Below are 20,015 nucleotides of genomic sequence, written 5' to 3'. Positions count from 1 at the left end.
TCACCTGATGGGGTGAAGTGCGCGGGAGAAGAGGCCAGGATCTTCCCGATCTGCCCATCCTTGGGCCACGCGGCCGAAACGGTTCGCTGACAAGGAGAGTTGACGGGTGGACAACTGGGAACGACCCGACACCGCCGGACCCGGCGGCACCACGACGCGGATCCAGGACCCCTGGTACGACGCGCTGGCCTCCGGCTGGGGCGAGCCGGCCGGGACGGGGCTCCCTCCGGATCCGGGTCCGGGTCCCGCCGAGCGGCCCCGCAGCGCGGCCGACATCTATCTGGAGGTCCAGCGCAGCCCCGCCTTCCGGGAAGTGCGCAGCCGGTACCGCCGGTTCGTCCTCCCGGCCACGGCCGGTTTCCTCGGCTGGTACCTCGCGTACCTGGCCGCCGCGACCGCGGCGCCCGGGCTGATGGCCCGTCCCGTCGCGGGTGCGGTGAACGTGGCCATGCTCGCCTGCCTGGGACAGTTCCTCACCACCTTCGCGCTCACCTGGGCCTACACCCGGCACGCACGCGTGCACCGCGACCGCGCCGCGCTCGACCTGCGCTGGGACACCCAGCAGATGACCCGGGAGGCCAAGCGGTGACCGGAGGCCACCAGACCCTCGCCCTGCTGCTGTTCAGTGCCTTCGTCGCCGTGACGCTCGGGATCACGACCTGGGCGGGCCGCCGCCGGCGCGGCTCCGCCGAGGAGTTCTACGCGGGCGGGCGGCTGTTCTCCCCGATGGAGAACGGTTTCGCCATCGCGGGCGACTACATGTCCGCCGCGTCCTTCCTCGGCATCTCCGGGCTCATCGCCCTCTACGGCTACGACGGCATGCTGTACTCCGTCGGCTTCCTCGTCGCCTGGCTGGTGGTGCTGCTCCTCGTAGCGGAACTGGTCCGCAACTGCGGACGGTTCACGCTGGCCGACGTCATCGCCGCCCGCATGGGCGAGCGGAGAATCCGTACGGCGGTGGGAACCTCCTCCGTGACCGTGTCCGTTCTCTATCTGGTCGCCCAGATGGTCGGAGCGGGCAGCCTCGTCGCCCTTCTCCTGGGCGGCACGAGCGGAGCCGCGCGCTCGTGGACCGTCGTCGGGGTGGGAGCCCTGATGGTCGTCTACGTGACGTTGGGAGGGATGCGCGCCACCACCTGGATCCAGATCGTCAAAGCCGTGCTGCTGATGGCCGGCGCGCTCGCCCTGACCGGGCTCGTCCTGCTCCGCTTCCACGGCGACCTCGACCAGCTGCTGAACACGGCCGCCGACCGCAGCGGGCACGGCCGGGACTTCCTCAGCCCCGGACTGGCGTACGGCACGGACTGGACGGCCCGGCTGGACTTCATCAGCCTCGGCCTGGCCCTGGTTCTGGGGACCGCCGGACTGCCGCACATCCTGGCCCGCTTCTACACCGTGCCGACCGCTCGCTCCGCGCGCCGCTCGACCGTCTGGTCCATCGGCCTGATCGGCAGCTTCTACCTGATGACCATCGTGCTCGGCTTCGGCGCCGCCGCGCTGCTCGGCAGCGACGCCGTACGGGAATCCAACGCGGCCGGGAACACCGCCGTGCCGCTGCTCGCGCTCTTCCTGGGCGGGGGAGCGGGCACCACGGGAGGGGCGGTGCTGTTCGCGGTGGTCGCGGCGGTGGCGTTCGCGACGATCCTGGCCGTCGTCGCGGGAATCACCCTCGCGTCCTCCACGTCCGTGGCCCACGACCTGTACGCCTCGCTGGTACGGCGACGGGGCGTGGCGACGCCGTACAGCGAGGTCGCCGTGGCCCGGGTGGCGGCGGTGGTCATCGGCGCCGCCGCGATCGGGCTCGGGCTGCTGGCCCAGGACCTGAACGTGGCGTTCCTGGTGGGGCTGGCCTTCGCGGTGGCCGCCTCCGCGAACCTGCCGGTCCTGGTCTACTCGCTCTTCTGGCGGCGGTTCACCTCACGCGGGGCGGTGTGGTCGGTGTACGGAGGGCTTGTTCCGGCGGTGCTGCTCGTGGTGCTGTCCCCGGTGGTGTCCGGCACGCCGGAGGCGCTGTTCCCGGGCCTGGACTTCCAGCTGTTCCCGCTTCAGAACCCCGGGGTCGTGTCCGTCCCGCTGGGGTTCCTCGCCGGGTGGCTGGGCACGGTGACCTCTCCGGAGCCGCCGGACGCGGCGAGGTACGCGGAGGCGGAGGTGCGGGCTCTGACAGGTGCGGGCGCCGTGTGACCGGCCCCGGCGCGGCCCCTCCGGAGAGGGAGGGCTTCGCCTCCATGCCTCCGGCATCGGCGCGTCGCCGCTCGTCCTCGGGCGCCGGACGCGCCGACCTCAGCCGCTGCGGCGCGCATCGGCACAGCCGGGAGCGGGCGGGCCCGGAGAAGCCACCGCCTCCGGCAGCGTGACCGTGAACCGCGCGCCGCCCAGACGGCCCGTCCCCACCGTCACCGCGCCCCCGTGGCGCTCCGCCAGGCGCCGTACCAGCGGCAGACCCAGGCCCCGCTCACCACCGTGCGCGGGGCGGCGCTTGGTGGACCAGCCGTCGGTGAACACCGCCTCGCGCTGCTCCACCGGCACCCCCGGCCCGCTGTCCGCCACGTGCAGCACCACCGTGCGGTCCCGGACGTCGAACTCCACCTGGACCAGCGGGTCGGCGGACCCCGCCGCCGCGTCCAGCGCGTTGTCCACCAGGTTCCCGACGACGGTCACCAGCTCCCGGGGCTCCACCAGCCGGTCCGGCAGCAGCGACCCCTCGGCGATCCGCAGCGCCACCCCCCGCTCCGCCGCCACCGCCGCCTTCCCTACCAGCAGCGCCGCCACCAGCGGGTCCCGCACCCGCTCCGTGACCTGCTCGGCCGTGGCCCGGTGCACCCCCACCACGTCGGTGAGGAACTCCACCGCCTCCTCGTGCAACCCCAGCTGGAGCAGCCCCAGCAGCGTGTGCATCCGGTTCGCGTGCTCGTGGTCCTGTGCCCGCAGCGCGTCGATCAGACCGCGAGTCGCGTCCAGCTCGCGGCCCAGCCGCTCCAGCTCGGTACGGTCCCGCAGGGTGACCACCGCGCCGCCGTCGTCCGTCGGCATCCGGTTCGCCACCAGCACCCGCTGCCCCCGGACCGCCACCAGGTCCTCCCCGGCGACCCGCCCGGTCAGGACATCCGCCGTGCGGCCCGCGCCCAGCACCGCGTCCACCGCGCCGCCCGTCACCTCCGGCCCCAGCCCCAGCAGCCGCTGCGCCTCGTCGTTGACCAGCCGGATCCGCCCTGCCCCGTCCAGCGCCACGACCCCCTCCCGAATGCCGTGCAGCATCGCCTCCCGCTCCGCCAGCAGCGCCGAGATGTCCGAGAACGCCAGGTCCCGGGTCTGCCGCTGCACCCTCCGCGATATCAGCCACGCCGCCAGCGCCCCCACCGCCAGCGCCCCGCCCGAGTACGCCAGCAGCCCCGGGATCGCCGCCAGGAACCGGCCGCGCACCGTGTCGTACGCGATGCCCACCGATACCGCGCCGACGATCTCGCCGTCCCGCGCCCGCAGCGGCACCTTGCCCCGGGCCGTACGGCCGAGGGTCCCGCTGTCGATCTCCATCACCTCGTGGCCGCCCAGCGCCCGGCTCGGGTCCGTGGACACCACGCCCCCGATCCGGTGCGGGTCCGGGTGCGACCAGCGCACCCCGCGCAGGTCCATCACCACCACGTACTCCGCGCCCGTGGCCCGCCGGACGCGCTCGGCACCGGCCTGGACCGGGCCGTCCGGGTCCGGCGGCGTCGCCATCAGCTCGGCCGCCACCCCGGGCGACGCCGTGGTCTGAGCGATCGCCAGGGCCCGCCGCATCGCCTGGTCGTCCAGCTGCGCGCTCAGCGGCCACAGGAACAGGCCCGTCACCAGGATCGTCACCCCGGCCGCGACGGCGAGCTGCATGAGCAGCACCTGCGAGAAGACCCTGCGGGGTCGGCCCAGCCTCATGGCGGCTCACGCTAGACGGCCCCCGCCGCCCCGGGGAATGGCCGGCGTCACTTCCGGGCCCGCCTATCCTGAAGGGCCTGATCAGCGCCGTACCCGGTGGACGGCCAGCGAGAAAGGCGCCCCTTGAGCCCGCAGCAGATCCCCGTTGTCGTCCTCTCGGGATTCCTCGGATCCGGCAAGACGACCCTGCTGAACCATCTCCTGCGCACCGCCCGGGGCACCCGTATCGGCGTCATGGTCAACGACTTCGGGTCCATCGAGATCGACGCGATGACCGTCGCCGGCCAGGTCGGCTCCACTGTCTCCCTCGGCAACGGCTGCCTGTGCTGCGCCGTCGACGCGGGCGAACTCGACACCTACCTGGAGATCCTCACCCGGCCGTCCTCCCGCCTCGACGTCATCGTCATCGAGGCCAGCGGTCTCGCGGAGCCCCAGGAGCTGATCAGGATGCTCCTCGCCAGCGACAACGAGCGGATCGTCTACGGCGGACTCGTGCAGGTCGTCGACGCCGCCGAGTTCGACGCCACCCGCGCCCGCCACCCCGAGACGGACCGGCATCTCGCCCTCGCGGACCTGGTCGTCGTCAACAAGTCCGACCGCGTCCCGGAGGACGGGCTGCGCCGGGTACGGAGGTCCGTCACCGGCCTCGCGGACCGTGCCGCCGTGGTCGACGCGGCCTACGGGCGGGTCGATCCCGAACTGCTCTTCGACCGGGCGGCAAGGCCCGAGGACGACCTCGTCGGCGGGAGCCAGCTCTCCTTCGAGGACCTGTACGCGGAGGCGTACGACGCCGCCCACGACCACACCGGGCACCCGCACGCGCTGTACGACACGGTGTCCTTCACCAGCGACGTGCCCCTGCATCCGCGTCGGCTCATGGACTTCCTGGACTCACGGCCCGAGGGGCTGTACCGGATCAAGGGCTTCGTCGACTTCGGCGAGGGCGACGCCGCCAACCGGTACGCGGTGCACGCCGTCGGCCGTTTCCTGCGGTTCTACCCGCGGCCCTGGGCGTCCGGCGAGCCGCGCCTGACCCAGCTGGTCCTCATCGGCTCCGGCACCGACGGGGACGCGCTGCGTGAGGCCCTCGCCGGGTGCGTGACCGCGGGGCCGGACGACCGGCCCGAGGACCGGCACATGTGGGGCGTCCTCCGCTACGTACCCGGCCCGGGGGACGAAGACCCGGAGGACGTCCCCGCGGAGGACGCCCTCCAGGACGTCTGAGCCCTACGACGCCGGGCCCGCGACCACCGCCACCGGCTTCACCGGCGGCGTGCCCGACCCGTCCCGGCGCGGATCAGGCTCCGGCAGCTCCACGGGCGCGCCGTTCTTCTGCGCCGCCCGCGCCGGTGTCGTCCCCGCCCAGGCCAGCACCAGCACGTCCTCGCCCTTCAGGAACCGCTGGCAGCGCACCCCGCCCGTGGCCCGGCCCTTGCGCGGGTACTGGTCGAACGGCGTCAGCTTCACCGACGTACCCGCCGCGGGGTCCAGCGTGCCCGTCGTGCCCGCGACCGTGAACACCACCGCGTCGGCCGCCGGGTCCACCGCGGTGAACGAGATCACCTGCGCGCCCGCCGACAGCTTGACGCCGGCCATGCCGCCCGCCGGGCGTCCCTGCGGGCGCACCTGCGAGGCCTGGTAGCGCAGCAGCTGTGCGTCGGAGGTGATGAAGACCAGGTCCTCCTCGCCGGTCCGCAGCTCCACCCCGCCCACGATCCGGTCACCCTCCTTGAGGGTGATGACCTCCAGCTCGTCCTTGTTCGCCGGATAGTCGGGCACCACCCGCTTCACCACGCCCTGGAGCGTGCCCAGCGCGAGGCCCGGCGACGACTCGTCGAGCGTGGTCAGACAGACGACCGTCTCGTCCTTCTCCAGCGTCACGAACTCCGACAGCTGGGCGCCGCCCGACAGGTTCGGAGCGGCGGCCGTGTCCGGCAGCTGCGGCAGGTCGATGACCGAGATCCGCAGCAGCCGCCCGGCCGAGGTCACCGCGCCCACCGTGCCCCGCTGGGTCGAAGCCACCGCCGACACGATCACATCGTGCCTGGCGCGCTTCCCGTCCGTCTCCGGCAGCGGCTCCCCGGACGCCGTGCGGGCCAGCAGGCCGGTGGAGGACAGCAGCACCCGGCACGGCGAGTCCTCGACCTCCAGCGGCATCGCGGCGGCCGGGCTCCCGGCAGACTCCAGCAGCACCGTCCGGCGCGGGGTGCCGAACTTCTTCGCCACGGACGCCAGCTCGGAGGACACCAGCTTGCGCAGCTCCGCGTCCGACTCCAGGATCCGCGTCAGCTGCTCGATCTCCCCGGTGAGCCGGTCCCGCTCGGACTCCAGCTCCAGCCGGTCGAACTTGGTGAGCCGGCGCAGCGGCGTGTCGAGGATGTACTGCGTCTGGACCTCGCTCAGCCCGAACCGCTCGATCAGACGCTCCTTGGCCTGCGCCGAGTTCTCGCTGGACCGGATCAGCCGGATCACCTCGTCGATGTCGACGAGCGCCACCAGCAGACCCTCGACCAGATGCAGCCGGTCCTGCTTCTTGCCGCGGCGGAACTCGCTGCGCCGCCGGACGACCTCGAACCGGTGGTCGAGGTAGACCTCCAGCAGCTCCTTCAGGCCCAGCGTGACCGGCTGCCCGTCGACCAGCGCCACGTTGTTGATGCCGAAGGACTCCTCCATGGGCGTCAGCTTGTAGAGCTGCTCCAGGACGGCCTCCGGGACGAAGCCGTTCTTCACCTCGATGACCAGCCGCAGCCCGTGCTCCCGGTCGGTGAGGTCCTTGACGTCCGCGATGCCCTGGAGCCGCTTCGAGCCGACCAGGTCCTTGATCTTGGAGATCACCTTCTCCGGGCCGACCGTGAAGGGCAGCTCGGTGACCACGATGCCCTTCCGGCGGGCCGTGACGTTCTCCACACTGGTCGTCGCGCGGATCTTGAACGTGCCGCGGCCGGAGTCGTACGCGTCCTTGATGCCGTTCAGGCCGACGATCCGGCCGCCGGTCGGCAGGTCGGGCCCCGGCACGTACCGCATCAGGGTCTCCAGGTCCGCGCCAGGGTGCCTGATGAGGTGCCGGGCGGCGGCGACGACCTCGCCCAGGTTGTGCGGCGGCATGTTGGTCGCCATCCCGACCGCGATCCCGGACGCGCCGTTGACCAGCAGGTTCGGGAACGCCGCGGGCAGCGCGACCGGCTCCCGCTCCTGGCCGTCGTAGTTCGGCCCGAAGTCGACCGTGTTCTCGTCGATGGACTCCGTCATCAGGGACGTCGCGTCGGCCATCCGGCACTCGGTGTACCGCATAGCGGCCGGCGGGTCGTCGTTGCCGAGCGAGCCGAAGTTGCCGTGCCCGTCGACCAGCGGCAGCCGCATCGAGAACGGCTGCGCCATGCGCACCAGCGCGTCGTAGATCGACGCGTCGCCGTGCGGGTGCAGCTTGCCCATCACCTCACCGACGACACGGGCGCACTTCACGAAGCCGCGCTCCGGGCGCAGCCCCATCTCGTTCATCTGGTACACGATCCGGCGGTGCACCGGCTTCAGGCCGTCCCGCGCGTCCGGCAGGGCCCGGGAGTAGATCACCGAGTACGCGTACTCGAGGAAGGAGCCCTGCATCTCGTCGACGACGTCGATGTCGAGGATCCGCTCCTCGAACTCGTCGGGCGGCGTGGTCTTCGTGCTGCGGCGGGCCATCGCTGCTGCGGCTCCTTCACCAACAAGGACTGATCTGACGCGGACCATTGTGGACCGTCCCACTGACAGCACCCACCGCGACCCGGGAGAGGGACGCTACCCGGAAGGGGGAAGGTGCGGTTCGCCGGGAACTTCCCGCGCCACCTGTGCGCTTGCATACAGTGGCAGGACTTTCTCATGACGCGATCGAAGGGACCTACATGCCCATGGGTCACACGGCCACAGCCCCGGCCGGCGCCGGCGGCCTCACAGCGACCGAGCACCGGCTGGCCAACGGCCTGCGCGTGGTGCTCTCCGAGGACCACCTGACCCCGGTCGCGGCGGTCTGCCTCTGGTACGACGTCGGCTCCCGTCACGAGGTCAAGGGCCGCACCGGCCTCGCGCACCTCTTCGAGCACCTGATGTTCCAGGGCTCCGGGCAGGTCAAGGGCAACGGCCACTTCGAACTGGTGCAGGGCGCCGGCGGCTCCCTCAACGGCACCACCAGCTTCGAGCGCACCAACTACTTCGAGACCATGCCCGCCCACCAGCTGGAGCTCGCCCTCTGGCTGGAGGCCGACCGGATGGGCTCCCTCCTCGCCGCCCTCGACGACGAGTCCATGGAGAACCAGCGGGACGTCGTCAAGAACGAGCGCCGCCAGCGGTACGACAACGTGCCGTACGGCACCGCCTTCGAGCGGCTCACGGCCCTCGCCTACCCGGAGGGGCACCCGTACCACCACACGCCCATCGGCTCCATGGCCGACCTGGACGCCGCCACCCTCGAGGACGCCCGGAACTTCTTCCGTACGTACTACGCGCCCAACAACGCGGTCCTGTCCGTCGTCGGGGACATCGACCCGGAGCAGACGCTCCAGTGGATCGAGAAGTACTTCGGCTCCATCCCCCAGCACGACGGCAAGCCCGCCCCGCGCGACGGCGAGCTGCCCGACACCATCGGGGAGCAGCTCCGCCACGTCGTGGAGGAAGACGTCCCGGCCCGCGCTCTGATGGCCGCGTACCGGCTCCCTCAGGACGGCACGCGCGCGTGCGACGCCGCGGACCTGGCGCTGACCGTCCTCGGCGGCGGTGAGTCCTCCCGGCTGCACAACCGGCTCGTCCGCCACGACCGCACCGCCGTCTCCGCCGGGTTCGGCGTCCTGCGGCTCGCCGGGGCGCCCTCGCTCGGCTGGCTGGACGTCAAGACGTCCCATGGCGTCGAGGTGCCGGACATCGAGGCGGCCGTCGACGAGGAGCTGGCGCGGTTCGCCGCCCAGGGCCCCACGGACCAGGAGATGGAGCGCGCCCAGGCCCAGCTGGAGCGCGAGTGGCTGGACCGGCTCGGCACCGTCGCCGGCCGCGCCGACGAACTGTGCCGCTACGCCGTGCTGTTCGGTGACCCCCAGCTCGCGCTGACCGCCGTGCAGCGGGTTCTGGAGGTGACGGCCGAGGAGGTGCAGGCCGTCGCCGCCGAGCGGCTGCGCCCGGACAACCGGGCGGTCCTCGTGTACGAACCCACGAAGGCCGAGGACGCGGACACCGCGGAACCTGCCGCCGCGCAGACCGACAGCGACGACGAGGAAGAGGGCAAGGACAAGTGAGCGACGCTGCCGTGTCTCTGACCAGCATGGACTTCCACCCGCAGCCGCAGGGCGGCACACCCCGCCCCTGGGCGTTCCCCGCCCCGGAGCGCGGCACGCTCGGCAACGGCCTGACCGTGCTGCGCTGCCACCGCCCGGGCCAGCAGGTGATCGCCGTCGAGATCGTCCTGGACGCCCCGCTAGACGCGGAGCCCGAGGGGCTCGACGGGGTGGCCACGATCATGGCCCGCGCCCTGTCCGAGGGCACCGACAAGCACACGGCGGAGGAGTTCGCCGCGGAGCTGGAGCGCTGCGGTGCGACCCTGGACGCGCACGCCGACCACCCGGCCGTACGGGTCTCCCTGGAGGTCCCGGCGTCCCGGCTGCCCAAGGCCCTCGGCCTGCTGGCGGAGGCGCTGCGGGCCCCGGCCTTCGTGGACAGCGAGGTCGACCGCCTGGTCCGCAACCGCCTGGACGAGATCCCGCACGAGACGGCCAACCCGGCCCGCCGCGCCGCCAAGCAGCTCTACGCGGAGCTGTTCCCGTCCGAGACCCGGATGTCCCGGCCCCGCCAGGGCACCGAGGAGACCGTCGCCCGCATCGACTCGCCGGCCGTCCGTGCCTTCTACGAGGCCCATGTCCGCCCCGCGTCGGCCACCGCGGTCGTCGTGGGCGATCTGACCGGTATCGACCTTGACCTACTGCTCGCGGACACCCTCGGCACCTGGACCGGGGACGCCGCCCGGCCCCGTAAGGCGCCGCCCGTCACCGCCGACGACACCGGCCGCGTCTTCATCGTCGACCGGCCGGGCGCGGTGCAGACCCAGCTGCTGATCGGCCGGATCGGCCCCGACCGGCACGACCGGGTCTGGCCGGCGCAGGTCGTCGGGACGTACTGCCTGGGCGGCACGCTCACCTCCCGGCTCGACAAGGTCCTGCGTGAGGAGAAGGGCTACACCTACGGTGTGCGGTCCTTCGGGCAGGTACTGCGCTCCACGCCGGACGGCACGGGCGCGGCGATCCTGGCGATCAGCGGGTCCGTCGACACGCCCAACACCGGCCCCGCGCTGGACGACCTCTGGAAGGTGCTGCGCACCCTCGCCGCCGGGGGCCTGACGGACGCGGAGCGGGACGCGGCGGTGCACAACCTGGTGGGCGTCGCCCCGCTCAAGTACGAGACGGCGCTGTCCGTCGCGGGCACGCTCGCGGACCAGGTCGAGCAGCACCTGCCGGACGACTACCAGGCCGAGCTGTACCGGAGGCTGGCCGAGACGGGGACTGTCGAGGCCACGGCGGCGGTCGTCAGCGCCTTCCCGCCGGACCGGCTCGTCACCGTCCTCGTCGGTGACGCCGCCGAGATCAAGGAGCCGGTCGAGGCCCTCGGTATCGGTGAAGTGACAGTTGTCACGGGCTGATTGACGCTCCATCCGGGTACCCCGGCGCTCCTGAGCGGACGCCGGGGTTCCGCTCACCTTCTGCCATATGACCGTTTTAATGGGTTCGTTACCTGTCTGCCCTGTGGCGTGCGCTACAAAAATCCGTGTCCGTTTGGTGATTGAAAGATCGGCCGCATAGCGTCTTCGTCGCTGTCCGGCCGTTGCAACCGCCGCATCCGCGGCACCGGGCAGCGATCGCCGAATCCCCGTCGGGCGCGAGCCTGGGGAGCCGGGGACCCACCCTCCCGTCGCTGCCTTCGCGGCTGGAGAACCCAAGTCCCGTGGGGTGAATCGGACGCCTTCGCCGCCGGCGGAGGGGCCCGTAGGAGACCTTCCTGCTCCGAACCCGTCAGCTAACCCGGTAGGCGAGAGGGAAGGAAAGGACCACCCCACTTCATGGCGTTCACCCGTGCCACCGGGAAGCACCGTGCCCCCAGCCGCCTGAGCCGCAGGAGTGCGCACGCCGCGGGCGTCGCCGCGCTCGCCACCACCGGCGTGATCGGAACCCTGACCTCCCCGGCCGTCGCCGCCGACAAGGAGACCCCCACCGGGTCCCTGGAGGCCGTGGACACCGCCGGGGCCGCAGAGGTCCCCGAAGGCGCCGCCCTCACCGCCGCGGTCGCCGGGCACGACCTCGCGGAGGAGGTCCAGGAGCAGGCCGTCGTCCAGGAGCAGGTCGCCGCCGCGGCCGAGCGGCAGGACCAGGCCGAGCGGGAGGCGAAGCGCCAGGCCGAGGTCCGGTTCCAGGAGGCCCGCGTGGCCAAGGAGCGCGCCGACCGTGAGGCCGAGCGCAAGCGCCTCCAGTCCTTCCAGCTGCCGATCGCCGGTTCGCACGTCTCCACCGCCTACAAGGCGGGCGGCGCCCTCTGGTCCTCCGGCAGCCACTCCGGCGTCGACTTCCATGCCCCGTACGGCTCCGCGGTCGTCTCCGTGGGCATGGGCACCGTCGTCGAGGCGGGCTGGGGCGGCGCCTACGGCAACAACGTCGTGATCCGCATGCACGACGGCAGCTACACCCAGTACGGTCACCTGGCCTCCGTCACCGTGGCCGTCGGCCAGAACGTCGCCCCCGGCCAGCAGATCGGCGTGTCCGGGTCGACCGGCAACTCGACAGGCCCGCACCTGCACTTCGAGGCCCGGACGGGGGCGGACTACGGCTCCGACGTCGACCCCGTCTCGTACCTGCGGGCGCGCGGGGTGCGTGTCTGACGGCCTGTCGGCTCCGCCTGGAAGGCCCCGGCCCCTCGCCTCGCGAGCCGGGGCCTTCCGCGTGACCGCGGTCCCGCCGCACCCGGGAGCCCGGCTTCCGGCCAAAAAATACCCATGAATTACGGCCGGGCATCGGAAAAGACGTCAGTTTGCCTTAGAGTCACGCCAACGGCGTCGGGCGTGTGTGTTTCGCACGCATTAAAGCGGTGGGCAAGCGGTGGGCGGAGCGATTCGGAGGCACGGTATGCGCATTCCCGCGCACTCGGTATGCACGGCGATCCGCGCGGACATCGTCTCCGGAGCGCTGCCCCGGGGCGGCCGGCTCGCGGAGGAGCAGCTGGCCCGCCGCTACGGGGTCTCCCGTGTCCCCGTGCGCGAGGCGCTGCGCACCCTGGAGTCCGAGGGCTTCGTCACCTCCCGCCGGCACGTCGGCGCGTTCGTCGCGGAGCCGACCGAACAGGAGGCGGCGGACCTGCTGGATATGCGCGCGCTGCTGGAGCCGCTGGGCGCCGCGCGGGCCGCGCAGCGGCGCACCGACGCCCACCTCAAGGTCCTGCGGGGCCTGGTCCGGCTGGGCCAGGAGCGGGCCCGCCGCGGCCAGGGGGAGGACCTGGTGTCGCTGGACGGCTGGTTCCACGAGACGCTCGCCCAGGCCTGCGCCAGCCCCGGGCTGACCGCACTGCTCACGCAGCTTCGCCACAAGATCGCGTGGATGTACGCGGTGGAGCAGCCCGAGCGGCCCGCCGAGGTCTGGGCGGAGCACGGCGCCATCGCCGACGCGGTGGCGCGCGGTGACGCGGAGCGGGCGCGTGCGCTGACGGAGCGGCACGCGGAGCGGTGGCGCGGGGTGCACCGCTTGCGGCGGGCGGAGCGTGTGAGGGCCGCGCAACATTCCGTAAACACGGTGGGAGCGCGGAATTAACGAGCGGGCCGTATACAGGGGGAGGGAATAGGGACCGCCTATTTCTGCTGCCCTTTCCGCGCACAGCGGCTCCGCCGCTCGTCCTCAAACGCCGGACGGACTCGGAATCCCTCCGGCGTTTGAGGAATGTGAGACGTCAGACGGTCTCGGGAAGTTCCTCCAGGCCCTCCGCCACCAGCTTCGCCAGGCGGTCCAGGGCGGCCTCCGCACCCTCCGCGTCGGCGGCGAGCACGATCTCCTCGCCACCCTGCGCGCCCAGCCCCAGTACCGCGAGCATCGACGCGGCGTTCACCGGGGCGCCGCCGGCCTTGGCGATCGTCACCGGGACGCCGGACGCCGTGGCGGCCCGGACGAAGATGGAGGCGGGGCGGGCGTGCAGGCCCTCGGCCCAACCGACGTTGACGCGGCGCTCAGCCATGGTGTCTGCCCTTCAGGTGCTCGGGGGTTGTCTAGACCAGTGTCACACATGCGGCGAGGTCCCCCGGCCGGGGGACCTTCGGCCCGCCCCCGCCCGGCGACCGGCCTTCCTTGCGGCCCATGGTGTCAGCCCGCCTGTGCCGCCCGGACGAGCGCCGTACGCTTGGCCCATGCGGAACGCGTCCGATCAGTCGGTCCCGTCGGCCCCGCGGCCGGCCCACGCCTACCCCGACCACTGGGAAGCCGACGTCGTGCTCCGCGACGGGGGAACCGCGCGGATCCGGCCGATCACCGCGGACGACGCCGGGCGACTCGTCAGCTTCTACGAGCAGGTCTCCGACGAGTCGAAGTACTACCGCTTCTTCGCCCCCTACCCGCGGCTCTCCGCCAGGGACGTCCATCACTTCACCCACCACGACTACGTCGACCGGGTCGGGCTGGCCGCCACCATCGGCGGCGACTTCATCGGGACCGTCCGCTACGACCGCATCGACCGGCACGGCCACCCGGCCCCCTCCCCGGCCGACGAGGCCGAGGTCGCCTTCCTCGTCCAGGACGCCCACCAGGGGCGCGGGGTCGCCTCCGCGCTGCTGGAGCACATCGCAGCGTGCGCCCGTGAGCGCGGCATCCGGCGGTTCGCGGCGGAGGTGCTGCCCGCCAACACCAAGATGATCAAGGTGTTCACCGACGCGGGCTACACCCAGAAGCGCAGCTTCGAGGACGGTGCGGTCCGCCTCCACCTGGATCTGGAGCCCACCGACCAGTCCCTGGCCGTGCAGCGCGCCCGCGAGCAGCGCGCGGAGGCCCGGTCCGTGCAGCGGCTCCTCGCACCCGGCTCGATCGCCGTCATCGGCGCGGGCCGCACCCCCGGAGGCGTCGGCCGGACGGTCCTGCGCAACCTGCTGGACTCCGGCTACACCGGGCGGGTGCACGCGGTGAACCGCGCCCTCCCCGACGGCCCCGCGGGCGCGGTCATGGACGGCGTCCCCGCGCACCGCTCGGTCGCCGTGATCGGGGAGCCGGTCGACCTGGCCGTCGTCGCGGTGCCCGCCGAGCGGGTGCCCTCCGTCGTGGCCGAGTGCGGTGAGCACGGGGTGCGCGGGCTGGTCGTGCTCTCCGCCGGGTACGCCGAGAGCGGGCCCGAGGGGCGGGAGCGGCAGCGGGAACTGGTGCGGCAGGCCCGCTCGTACGGGATGCGGGTCATCGGGCCGAACGCCTTCGGCGTCCTCAACACGGCGCAGGACGTCCGCCTCAATGCCTCGCTCGCGCCCCGGCTGCCGGCCACCGGGCGGATCGGGCTGTTCACCCAGTCGGGCGCGATCGGCATCGCGCTGCTGGCGGGGCTGCACCGGCGCGGCGCGGGCGTGTCGTCGTTCGTCTCGGCGGGCAACCGCGCGGACGTGTCCGGCAACGACATACTCCAGTACTGGTACGAGGACCCCGGCACCGACGTCGTGCTGCTGTACCTGGAGTCGATCGGCAACCCCCGCAAGTTCGCCCGGCTGGCCCGCCGGACCGCCGCCGCGAAGCCCGTGGTCGCCGTGCGGGGCGGCCGGCACAGCGGCAGCGCGCCGCCCGGGCACGCCGTGCCGGCCACCCGCATGCCCTACGGCACGGTCTCCGAGCTGCTGCGCCAGGCGGGCGTCATCCGCGTGGACACGGTCACCGAGCTGGTGGACGTCGGCCTGCTGCTTGCGGGGCAGCCGCTGCCGAGCGGGCCGCGCGTGGCGATCCTCGGCAACTCCGAGTCGCTGGGCCTCCTCACGTACGACGCGTGTCTGGCCGAGGGGCTGCACCCGCTGCCTCCGCGCGACCTGACCACCGCCGCCACGTCCGACGACTTCCGCGCGGCGCTCACGACGGCGCTGGCCGACGAGGACTGTGACGCGGTGGTCGTCACGGCGATCCCGTGGGTGGGCGAGCAGGAGGCGACGGCCACCGAGACCGAGGGCGAGGCACTGGCCGCGGCCCTGCGCCAGGCCTGCGCGGAATCGACGGCGCGGAAACCGGTGCTCGTGGTCCACGTGGAACTCGGCGCCCTGGCCGATGCCCTGTCGGCCGCGTCCGCCACGGCCCCGGCAGCGGAACCTGCGCCTCCGGCGCCTACGCCCGGTTCCGTCCCGGAGCCCGCACCCGCCGGTTCCGCCCCCGGGGCGAGAGCGGGGCGCGAGGCGCCCGCGCCCGTCCCGGAGGGGCCCGCCCCCGGCACGGGCGGGCCCGCCACCGGCGGGCGTATCCCCGCCTACCCCGCGGCCGAGCGGGCCGTACGGGCCCTGTCGGAGGCCGTGCGGTACGCGGAGTGGCGGCGCAAGGCCGCAGCACCCGGGCGGGTGCCCGAGTACGAGGGGATCGACGAGGCGGGGGCCGCCGCACAGATCGAGCGGCTGCTCACCGCCCAGGAGGTGGGCGAGCACGGGGTCGTCCTGGCGCCCGTCGAGGTCCACGAACTGCTCGGCCGGTACGGCGTCCCGGTGCGGGCGGCCTTCGCCGCACCCGACCCCGATGCGGCCGTCCGCGCCGCCGCGCACCTGGGCTACCCGGTCGCGCTCAAGGCCACGGCCCCGCATCTGCGGCACCGGCCCGACCTCGGAGGCGTGCGGCTCGATCTGGCCGCCGAGCAGCAGCTGCGCACCGCGTACGCCGAGCTGACCGAGACGCTCGGCAGCCCCGCGGAGACCCGGCCCGTCGTGCAGGCCATGGTCCCGCGAGGCGTCGACACCGTCGTACGGGCCGCCATCGACCCCGCCGTAGGCGCGGTCCTGTCGTTCGGTCTCGCCGGTGCCCCGTCCGAACTGCTCGGGGACACCGCGCACCGCCTCGTTCCGGCCACCGAGCGCGATGTGGCCGAGCAGATCCGGTCCATCCGGACGGCGCCGCTCCTCTTCGGCTGGCGCGGCTCCACCCCGGTCGACACCCCCGCCCTGGAAGAGCTGCTGCTCAGAGTGTCTCGGCTGGTCGACGACCATCCGGAGATCGTCGCCGTCTCGCTCGAACCGGTCGTCGTCGCGCCGCACGGCGTCGCCGTCCTCGGCGCGGCGGTACGGCTCGCGCCGCCGCCCGCCCGTTCGGACCTCGGACCCAGACGGCTCCCGGCCTACTGACCGGGGCCCCGCTCACGGACGGCCGGAGCGGCTCCACCCGGGGATTAGGATGGAGCCCATGGCGAAGACCGGTACGACGACCCAGGGGCTGCGCTCGGCGATCGAGCGCAGCGGCTACTACCCGGCTCTCGTGGCCGAGGCGGTGGAGGCCGCCGTCGGCGGCGAGCCGATCGCTTCGTACCTGGTCCACCAGGAGACGACGTTCGACGCCAACGAGGTACGCCGCCACGTCACCGTCCTCGTCCTCACCTCCACCCGCTTCATCGTCAGCCACACCGACGAGCAGAACGCCGACACCACCTCCCCGACCCCGTACGCCACGACCTCCACCGAGTCCGTCAAGCTGGGCCGGATCTCCTCCGTCGTGCTCAGCAGGGTCGTCGCCAACCCGGAGTCCTACTCCCCGGGAACCCTGCCCCGCGAGGCCGTCCTCACCATCGGCTGGGGCGCCGTCTCCCGCATCGACCTGGAGCCCGCCGCCTGCGGCGACCCCAACTGTGAGGCCGACCACGGCTACACCGGCAACTCCACCGCCGACGACCTGAGCCTCCGTGTCAGCGAGGCCGGCGACGGCCCGGAGACCGTGCGCCAGGCGCTGCTCTTCGCGCAGGCACTGTCCGAAGCCACCGCGGCCGTCCGCTGATGGCCCAGCCCGCCGCCACGGCCGCCGCCTGGCCCGACGACCCGGTCCCGCTCGCCCTCGATACCGCGCCCGTCCCGGCGTACGGCTCCGGCTCCCTGGCCGACCTGCTGCCGACGCTGGCCGCCGGGCTCGGCGTGCCGGGCCTGGAACACCGGATCGCCGAGCTGACGCCCGCCGACCGGGTGTGCGTCTTCCTCATCGACGGTCTCGGCTGGGAGCAGATCCGCAGCCACCCCGCCGAGGCGCCGTTCCTCCACGCGCTGCTCGGCTCCTCGCGCGGGGGCACCGGCCGCCCCCTCACCTCCGGCTTCCCCGCCACCACCGCCACCTCCCTGGCCTCGGTCGGCACCGGACTGCACCCGGGCGCCCACGGCCTGGCCGGATACACGGTCCGCGACCCGGACACGGGCGAGCTGATGAACCAGCTCCGCTGGCGCCCCTGGACTCCGCCGCAGGTCTGGCAGCCGTACCCCACTGTCTTCCAGCTGGCCGACGCCGCCGGCGTGCACACCGCGCAGGTCTCCTCGCCCGCCTTCCAGGACACCCCGCTCACCAAGATCGCCCTCAGTGGCGGAACGTTCCACGGCCGCCTCTCCGGCGAGGACCGCATGGACCTCGCCGCCCAGCGGCTCGCCGCCGCCGACCGGGCGCTGGTCTACACGTACTACAGCGAGGTCGACGGCGCGGGTCACCGCTTCGGCGTCGACTCCGACGCCTGGCGCGGCCAGCTCATGCACGCCGACCAGCTCGTGCAGCGCCTGGCCGAACAGCTGCCGCCCCGCTCGGCCCTGTACGTCACGGCGGACCACGGCATGGTGGACATCCCGTTCGACGAGGACGCCCGGATCGACTTCGACGAGGACTGGGAGCTGCGCGCCGGAGTCGCGTTGCTGGGCGGCGAGGGCCGCGCCCGCCATGTGTACGCGGTACCGGGCGCCCGGTCGGACGTGCTGGCCTGCTGGCGTGAGGTGCTGGGGGACCGGTTCTGGGTGGCGAGCCGGGAGGAGGCCCTCGCCGCGGGCTGGTTCGGCCCGGAGGTGGACGAGCGGGTGCACGGCAGGATCGGTGACGTCATCGCCGCCGCCCACGACGACGTGGCGATCACCGCGTCCGTCAACGAGCCCCACGAGTCCGCGATGGCCGGCATGCACGGCTCCATGACGGCGGCGGAGCAGCTTGTTCCGCTCCTCGAAGTACGCTCGTAGGCCGCGAACCGGGTCATCCGAGCCCTTCCCCCTGTACGAAACCCCTGACCCGAAAGGCCGTCACTCAGCCATGCCCGAGCCGGTGTTCTTCTCCGGAACGAGGGACTGCGCAAAGGGCGCCGGTTCTCTTGGGTGTCCACCGTGTACGGGTCGCGCCGTGGCCGTGGGAGCCGTGTGAAGTGACTCCGTACTTGTCCGTGTTGCATGATTCCATCGTTGTTCGGTGTGAAAGGTCCTGTCTTCTCCATGTCTGAGCTGGCTTTTTTCTCCGGGACGATGGACTGCGGGAAGTCGACTCTGGCGCTCCAGATCGCGCACAACCGGTCGGCTCGCGGTCTGCAGAGCGTGATCTTCACGCGGGACGACCGCGCGGGGAAGGGCAAGCTGTCGTCGCGTCTGGGGCTGGTGACCGAGGCGGTGGAGGCCACGCCGGAGCTGGATCTCTACTCGTTCGTGGTGGAGCTGGTGACGAAGGGCGGCAAGGTCGACTACGTCATCGTGGACGAGGCCCAGTTTCTGCTGACGGAGCAGATCGACCAGCTGGCCCGGATCGTGGACGATCTGGATCTCGACGTGTTCGCGTTCGGCATCACCACGGACTTCCGGACCAGGCTGTTCCCCGGTTCGCAGCGGCTGATCGAGTTGGCGGACCGGGTCGAGGCGCTGCAAGTCGAGGCGATGTGCTGGTGCGGGGCGCGGGCCACCCACAACGCTCGCACTGTGGGCGGCGAGATGGTCGTCGAGGGCGAGCAGGTCGTGGTGGGGGATGTGGGAGTGGCCGCGGAGGTCGTCGGGTACGAGGTGCTGTGCCGTCGGCACCATCGCAGGCGGATGACGAGCGCGACGGCGCGAGCAGCGGCACTGTCCCCCGACGTACTGCCGGTCACGCCGGGCTGACCTGCGTAGTCGCGGCACCGAAGGCCTCGGGGGCAGGGACACCCGGCATTGCGAGTCCTTGCCGCGCCAATCGCGTGACTGGCAGCCCCGGGGAGGGGCGGACGAGCCGGCCGCAGGTTCGAGCCCTGGGCAGGAGCCGCAAGGCATGGCTCGTCGCCCCCACGGTGCTGACCTGAACATTTCTGCCACGGTGGAGCTGGGCAGGTGGTCCCGGCCAGTGCCGATCCGGTGGCGGACGGACTTGGCGCCTGCGCCATCCGCGAGCGTGGTAGGTATCGCGCCGCGATGAAGGGGTCTGGCCCAGGTTCTGTGACAGGGTCACCGTGAGTGATAGTCGGGTACCTCATCGCTCGGAGAATCAACAGCGTTCGTTGGTGCCGTTCACCTACGTCCCCTTCGGTCTGCCAAGACGTGAAGCGAGCAGGAAACTTGGTGGTGGCCATCTGGGCCGTACGAGATGCTGCCAAAGTGATTGAACGAGATGCCGCGGTTCAGATCGTTGAGGAAGAGCTGGAACGCGACTACCAGCGGGAGCAGTCGCTTGGGCTTGTCCCGATCCGCATGGCTGTGTCGCAGGTAGAGCAGCATGAGCTGGTGTGGATCATTTCCTGGGCATCTGAGGAGTACCTGCGCACCCGAAACCCAGACTTCGCACTGGCCGGAAATGGGCCGTACCTTGTTGACCGCGTCGACGGAAGTCTGCATCAGATCGGTGTCGTCTCCGCAGTGACGGACGCGTGGGAAGCGGACTACCGAGTCCGCATTCGAAAGCAGGTCACGCGGACCGCAGTGGACGATCTGCACGATGAGGTCCGGGCGGTGGCAGGCGCTCGCGGGAGGGTTCATGCCATGCATGCCCTGCGTCAAAGAGTGCCAGCGCTCTCCCACGCTCAGATCATCGAGTACGTGGCCGCCTTGCAACATGGCGATGCTCCGGCGCACCTTGTGGACGTCTCCTCCAGGGAGCTGGTGCCGCCTACCGACCCGTTCTTGTCCGCGGTCACCATTCGCAGAGCCGCGAATGGTTGAGGTG

General features: G+C 72.4%; 15 protein-coding genes and 1 riboswitch. Of the genes, 12 read left to right on the top strand and 3 right to left on the bottom strand.

All coding sequences use genetic code 11. The features are described 5' to 3' along the window. The first annotated feature begins 106 nt into the window (after positions 1-106). Positions 107-589, top strand: a complete 483-nt coding sequence (locus I3F58_RS22745) for a DUF485 domain-containing protein (RefSeq protein WP_240110514.1) — start codon at positions 107-109, stop codon at positions 587-589. Further along, positions 586-2,184, top strand: a complete 1,599-nt coding sequence (locus tag I3F58_RS22740) for a cation acetate symporter (RefSeq protein ID WP_240110513.1) — start codon at positions 586-588, stop codon at positions 2,182-2,184. Before I3F58_RS22745 ends, I3F58_RS22740 begins: the two co-directional genes overlap by 4 nt. A gap of 99 nt (positions 2,185-2,283) precedes the next feature. Here I3F58_RS22740 and I3F58_RS22735 read toward each other — a convergent pair whose 3' ends face one another. Beyond that, on the bottom strand, positions 2,284-3,912 hold the full coding sequence (locus I3F58_RS22735) for a sensor histidine kinase (protein ID WP_240110512.1): 1,629 nt from the start codon (positions 3,910-3,912) through the stop codon (positions 2,284-2,286). A gap of 123 nt (positions 3,913-4,035) precedes the next feature. On the opposite strand from I3F58_RS22735, the gene I3F58_RS22730 reads away from it, so the two are divergent. Then, positions 4,036-5,136, top strand: coding sequence for a GTP-binding protein (locus tag I3F58_RS22730; RefSeq protein ID WP_240110511.1), 1,101 nt, complete (start codon positions 4,036-4,038; stop codon positions 5,134-5,136). A 3-nt stretch (positions 5,137-5,139) separates the two neighbouring features. Here the strand turns inward: I3F58_RS22730 and I3F58_RS22725 are convergent, their stop codons facing one another. Further along, positions 5,140-7,593, bottom strand: coding sequence for a DNA topoisomerase (ATP-hydrolyzing) subunit A (locus I3F58_RS22725; RefSeq protein ID WP_240110510.1), 2,454 nt, complete (start codon positions 7,591-7,593; stop codon positions 5,140-5,142). Positions 7,594-7,793: 200 nt separating this feature from the next. Between I3F58_RS22725 and I3F58_RS22720 the strand changes: the two genes are divergently transcribed. The 4 genes from I3F58_RS22720 to I3F58_RS22705 all read left to right on the top strand — a co-directional run bounded on the left by I3F58_RS22720 (position 7,794) and on the right by I3F58_RS22705 (position 12,719). Beyond that, positions 7,794-9,173 (top strand): pitrilysin family protein, encoded by a 1,380-nt coding sequence (locus I3F58_RS22720; protein WP_240110509.1) that lies wholly within the window; start codon positions 7,794-7,796, stop codon positions 9,171-9,173. Between the two features lie 26 nt (positions 9,174-9,199). Continuing rightward, positions 9,200-10,567 carry a pitrilysin family protein gene (locus I3F58_RS22715; RefSeq protein ID WP_240110525.1) on the top strand — a complete coding sequence of 456 codons (1,368 nt, stop codon included), beginning with the start codon at positions 9,200-9,202 and terminating at the stop codon, positions 10,565-10,567. Positions 10,568-10,774: 207 nt separating this feature from the next. Next, positions 10,775-10,971, top strand: a riboswitch (cyclic di-AMP (ydaO/yuaA leader). A gap of 13 nt (positions 10,972-10,984) precedes the next feature. Then, positions 10,985-11,797 carry a M23 family metallopeptidase gene (locus I3F58_RS22710; protein WP_240110508.1) on the top strand — a complete coding sequence of 271 codons (813 nt, stop codon included), beginning with the start codon at positions 10,985-10,987 and terminating at the stop codon, positions 11,795-11,797. A gap of 244 nt (positions 11,798-12,041) precedes the next feature. Continuing rightward, on the top strand, positions 12,042-12,719 hold the full coding sequence (locus tag I3F58_RS22705) for a GntR family transcriptional regulator (protein WP_240110507.1): 678 nt from the start codon (positions 12,042-12,044) through the stop codon (positions 12,717-12,719). Positions 12,720-12,855: 136 nt separating this feature from the next. Here I3F58_RS22705 and I3F58_RS22700 read toward each other — a convergent pair whose 3' ends face one another. Further along, positions 12,856-13,137 (bottom strand): HPr family phosphocarrier protein, encoded by a 282-nt coding sequence (locus tag I3F58_RS22700; RefSeq protein WP_240110506.1) that lies wholly within the window; start codon positions 13,135-13,137, stop codon positions 12,856-12,858. Positions 13,138-13,306: 169 nt separating this feature from the next. Between I3F58_RS22700 and I3F58_RS22695 the strand changes: the two genes are divergently transcribed. The 5 genes from I3F58_RS22695 to I3F58_RS22675 all read left to right on the top strand — a co-directional run bounded on the left by I3F58_RS22695 (position 13,307) and on the right by I3F58_RS22675 (position 20,011). Further along, positions 13,307-16,237, top strand: coding sequence for a bifunctional GNAT family N-acetyltransferase/acetate--CoA ligase family protein (locus I3F58_RS22695; protein ID WP_240110505.1), 2,931 nt, complete (start codon positions 13,307-13,309; stop codon positions 16,235-16,237). Positions 16,238-16,295: 58 nt separating this feature from the next. Then, positions 16,296-16,880, top strand: coding sequence for a DUF5998 family protein (locus I3F58_RS22690; RefSeq protein WP_240110504.1), 585 nt, complete (start codon positions 16,296-16,298; stop codon positions 16,878-16,880). After that, positions 16,880-18,085: an alkaline phosphatase family protein gene (locus tag I3F58_RS22685; RefSeq protein WP_240110503.1), complete on the top strand. Its 1,206-nt coding sequence runs from the start codon at positions 16,880-16,882 to the stop codon at positions 18,083-18,085. Before I3F58_RS22690 ends, I3F58_RS22685 begins: the two co-directional genes overlap by 1 nt. A 246-nt stretch (positions 18,086-18,331) precedes the next feature. Continuing rightward, entirely contained in the window at positions 18,332-18,982 is a 651-nt protein-coding gene (locus tag I3F58_RS22680) for a thymidine kinase (protein WP_240110502.1), read from the top strand. Between the two features lie 435 nt (positions 18,983-19,417). After that, positions 19,418-20,011 carry a YrhB domain-containing protein gene (locus I3F58_RS22675; protein ID WP_308355054.1) on the top strand — a complete coding sequence of 198 codons (594 nt, stop codon included), beginning with the start codon at positions 19,418-19,420 and terminating at the stop codon, positions 20,009-20,011. The last annotated feature ends 4 nt before the right edge of the window (positions 20,012-20,015 follow it).

The organism is Streptomyces sp. MUM 203J (assembly GCF_022414595.1).
Taxonomy (GTDB): Bacteria; Actinomycetota; Actinomycetes; order Streptomycetales; family Streptomycetaceae; genus Streptomyces.
The sequence above is the reverse complement of the archived record's forward strand: the minus strand, read 5'-3'. Positions and strand labels throughout refer to the sequence as shown.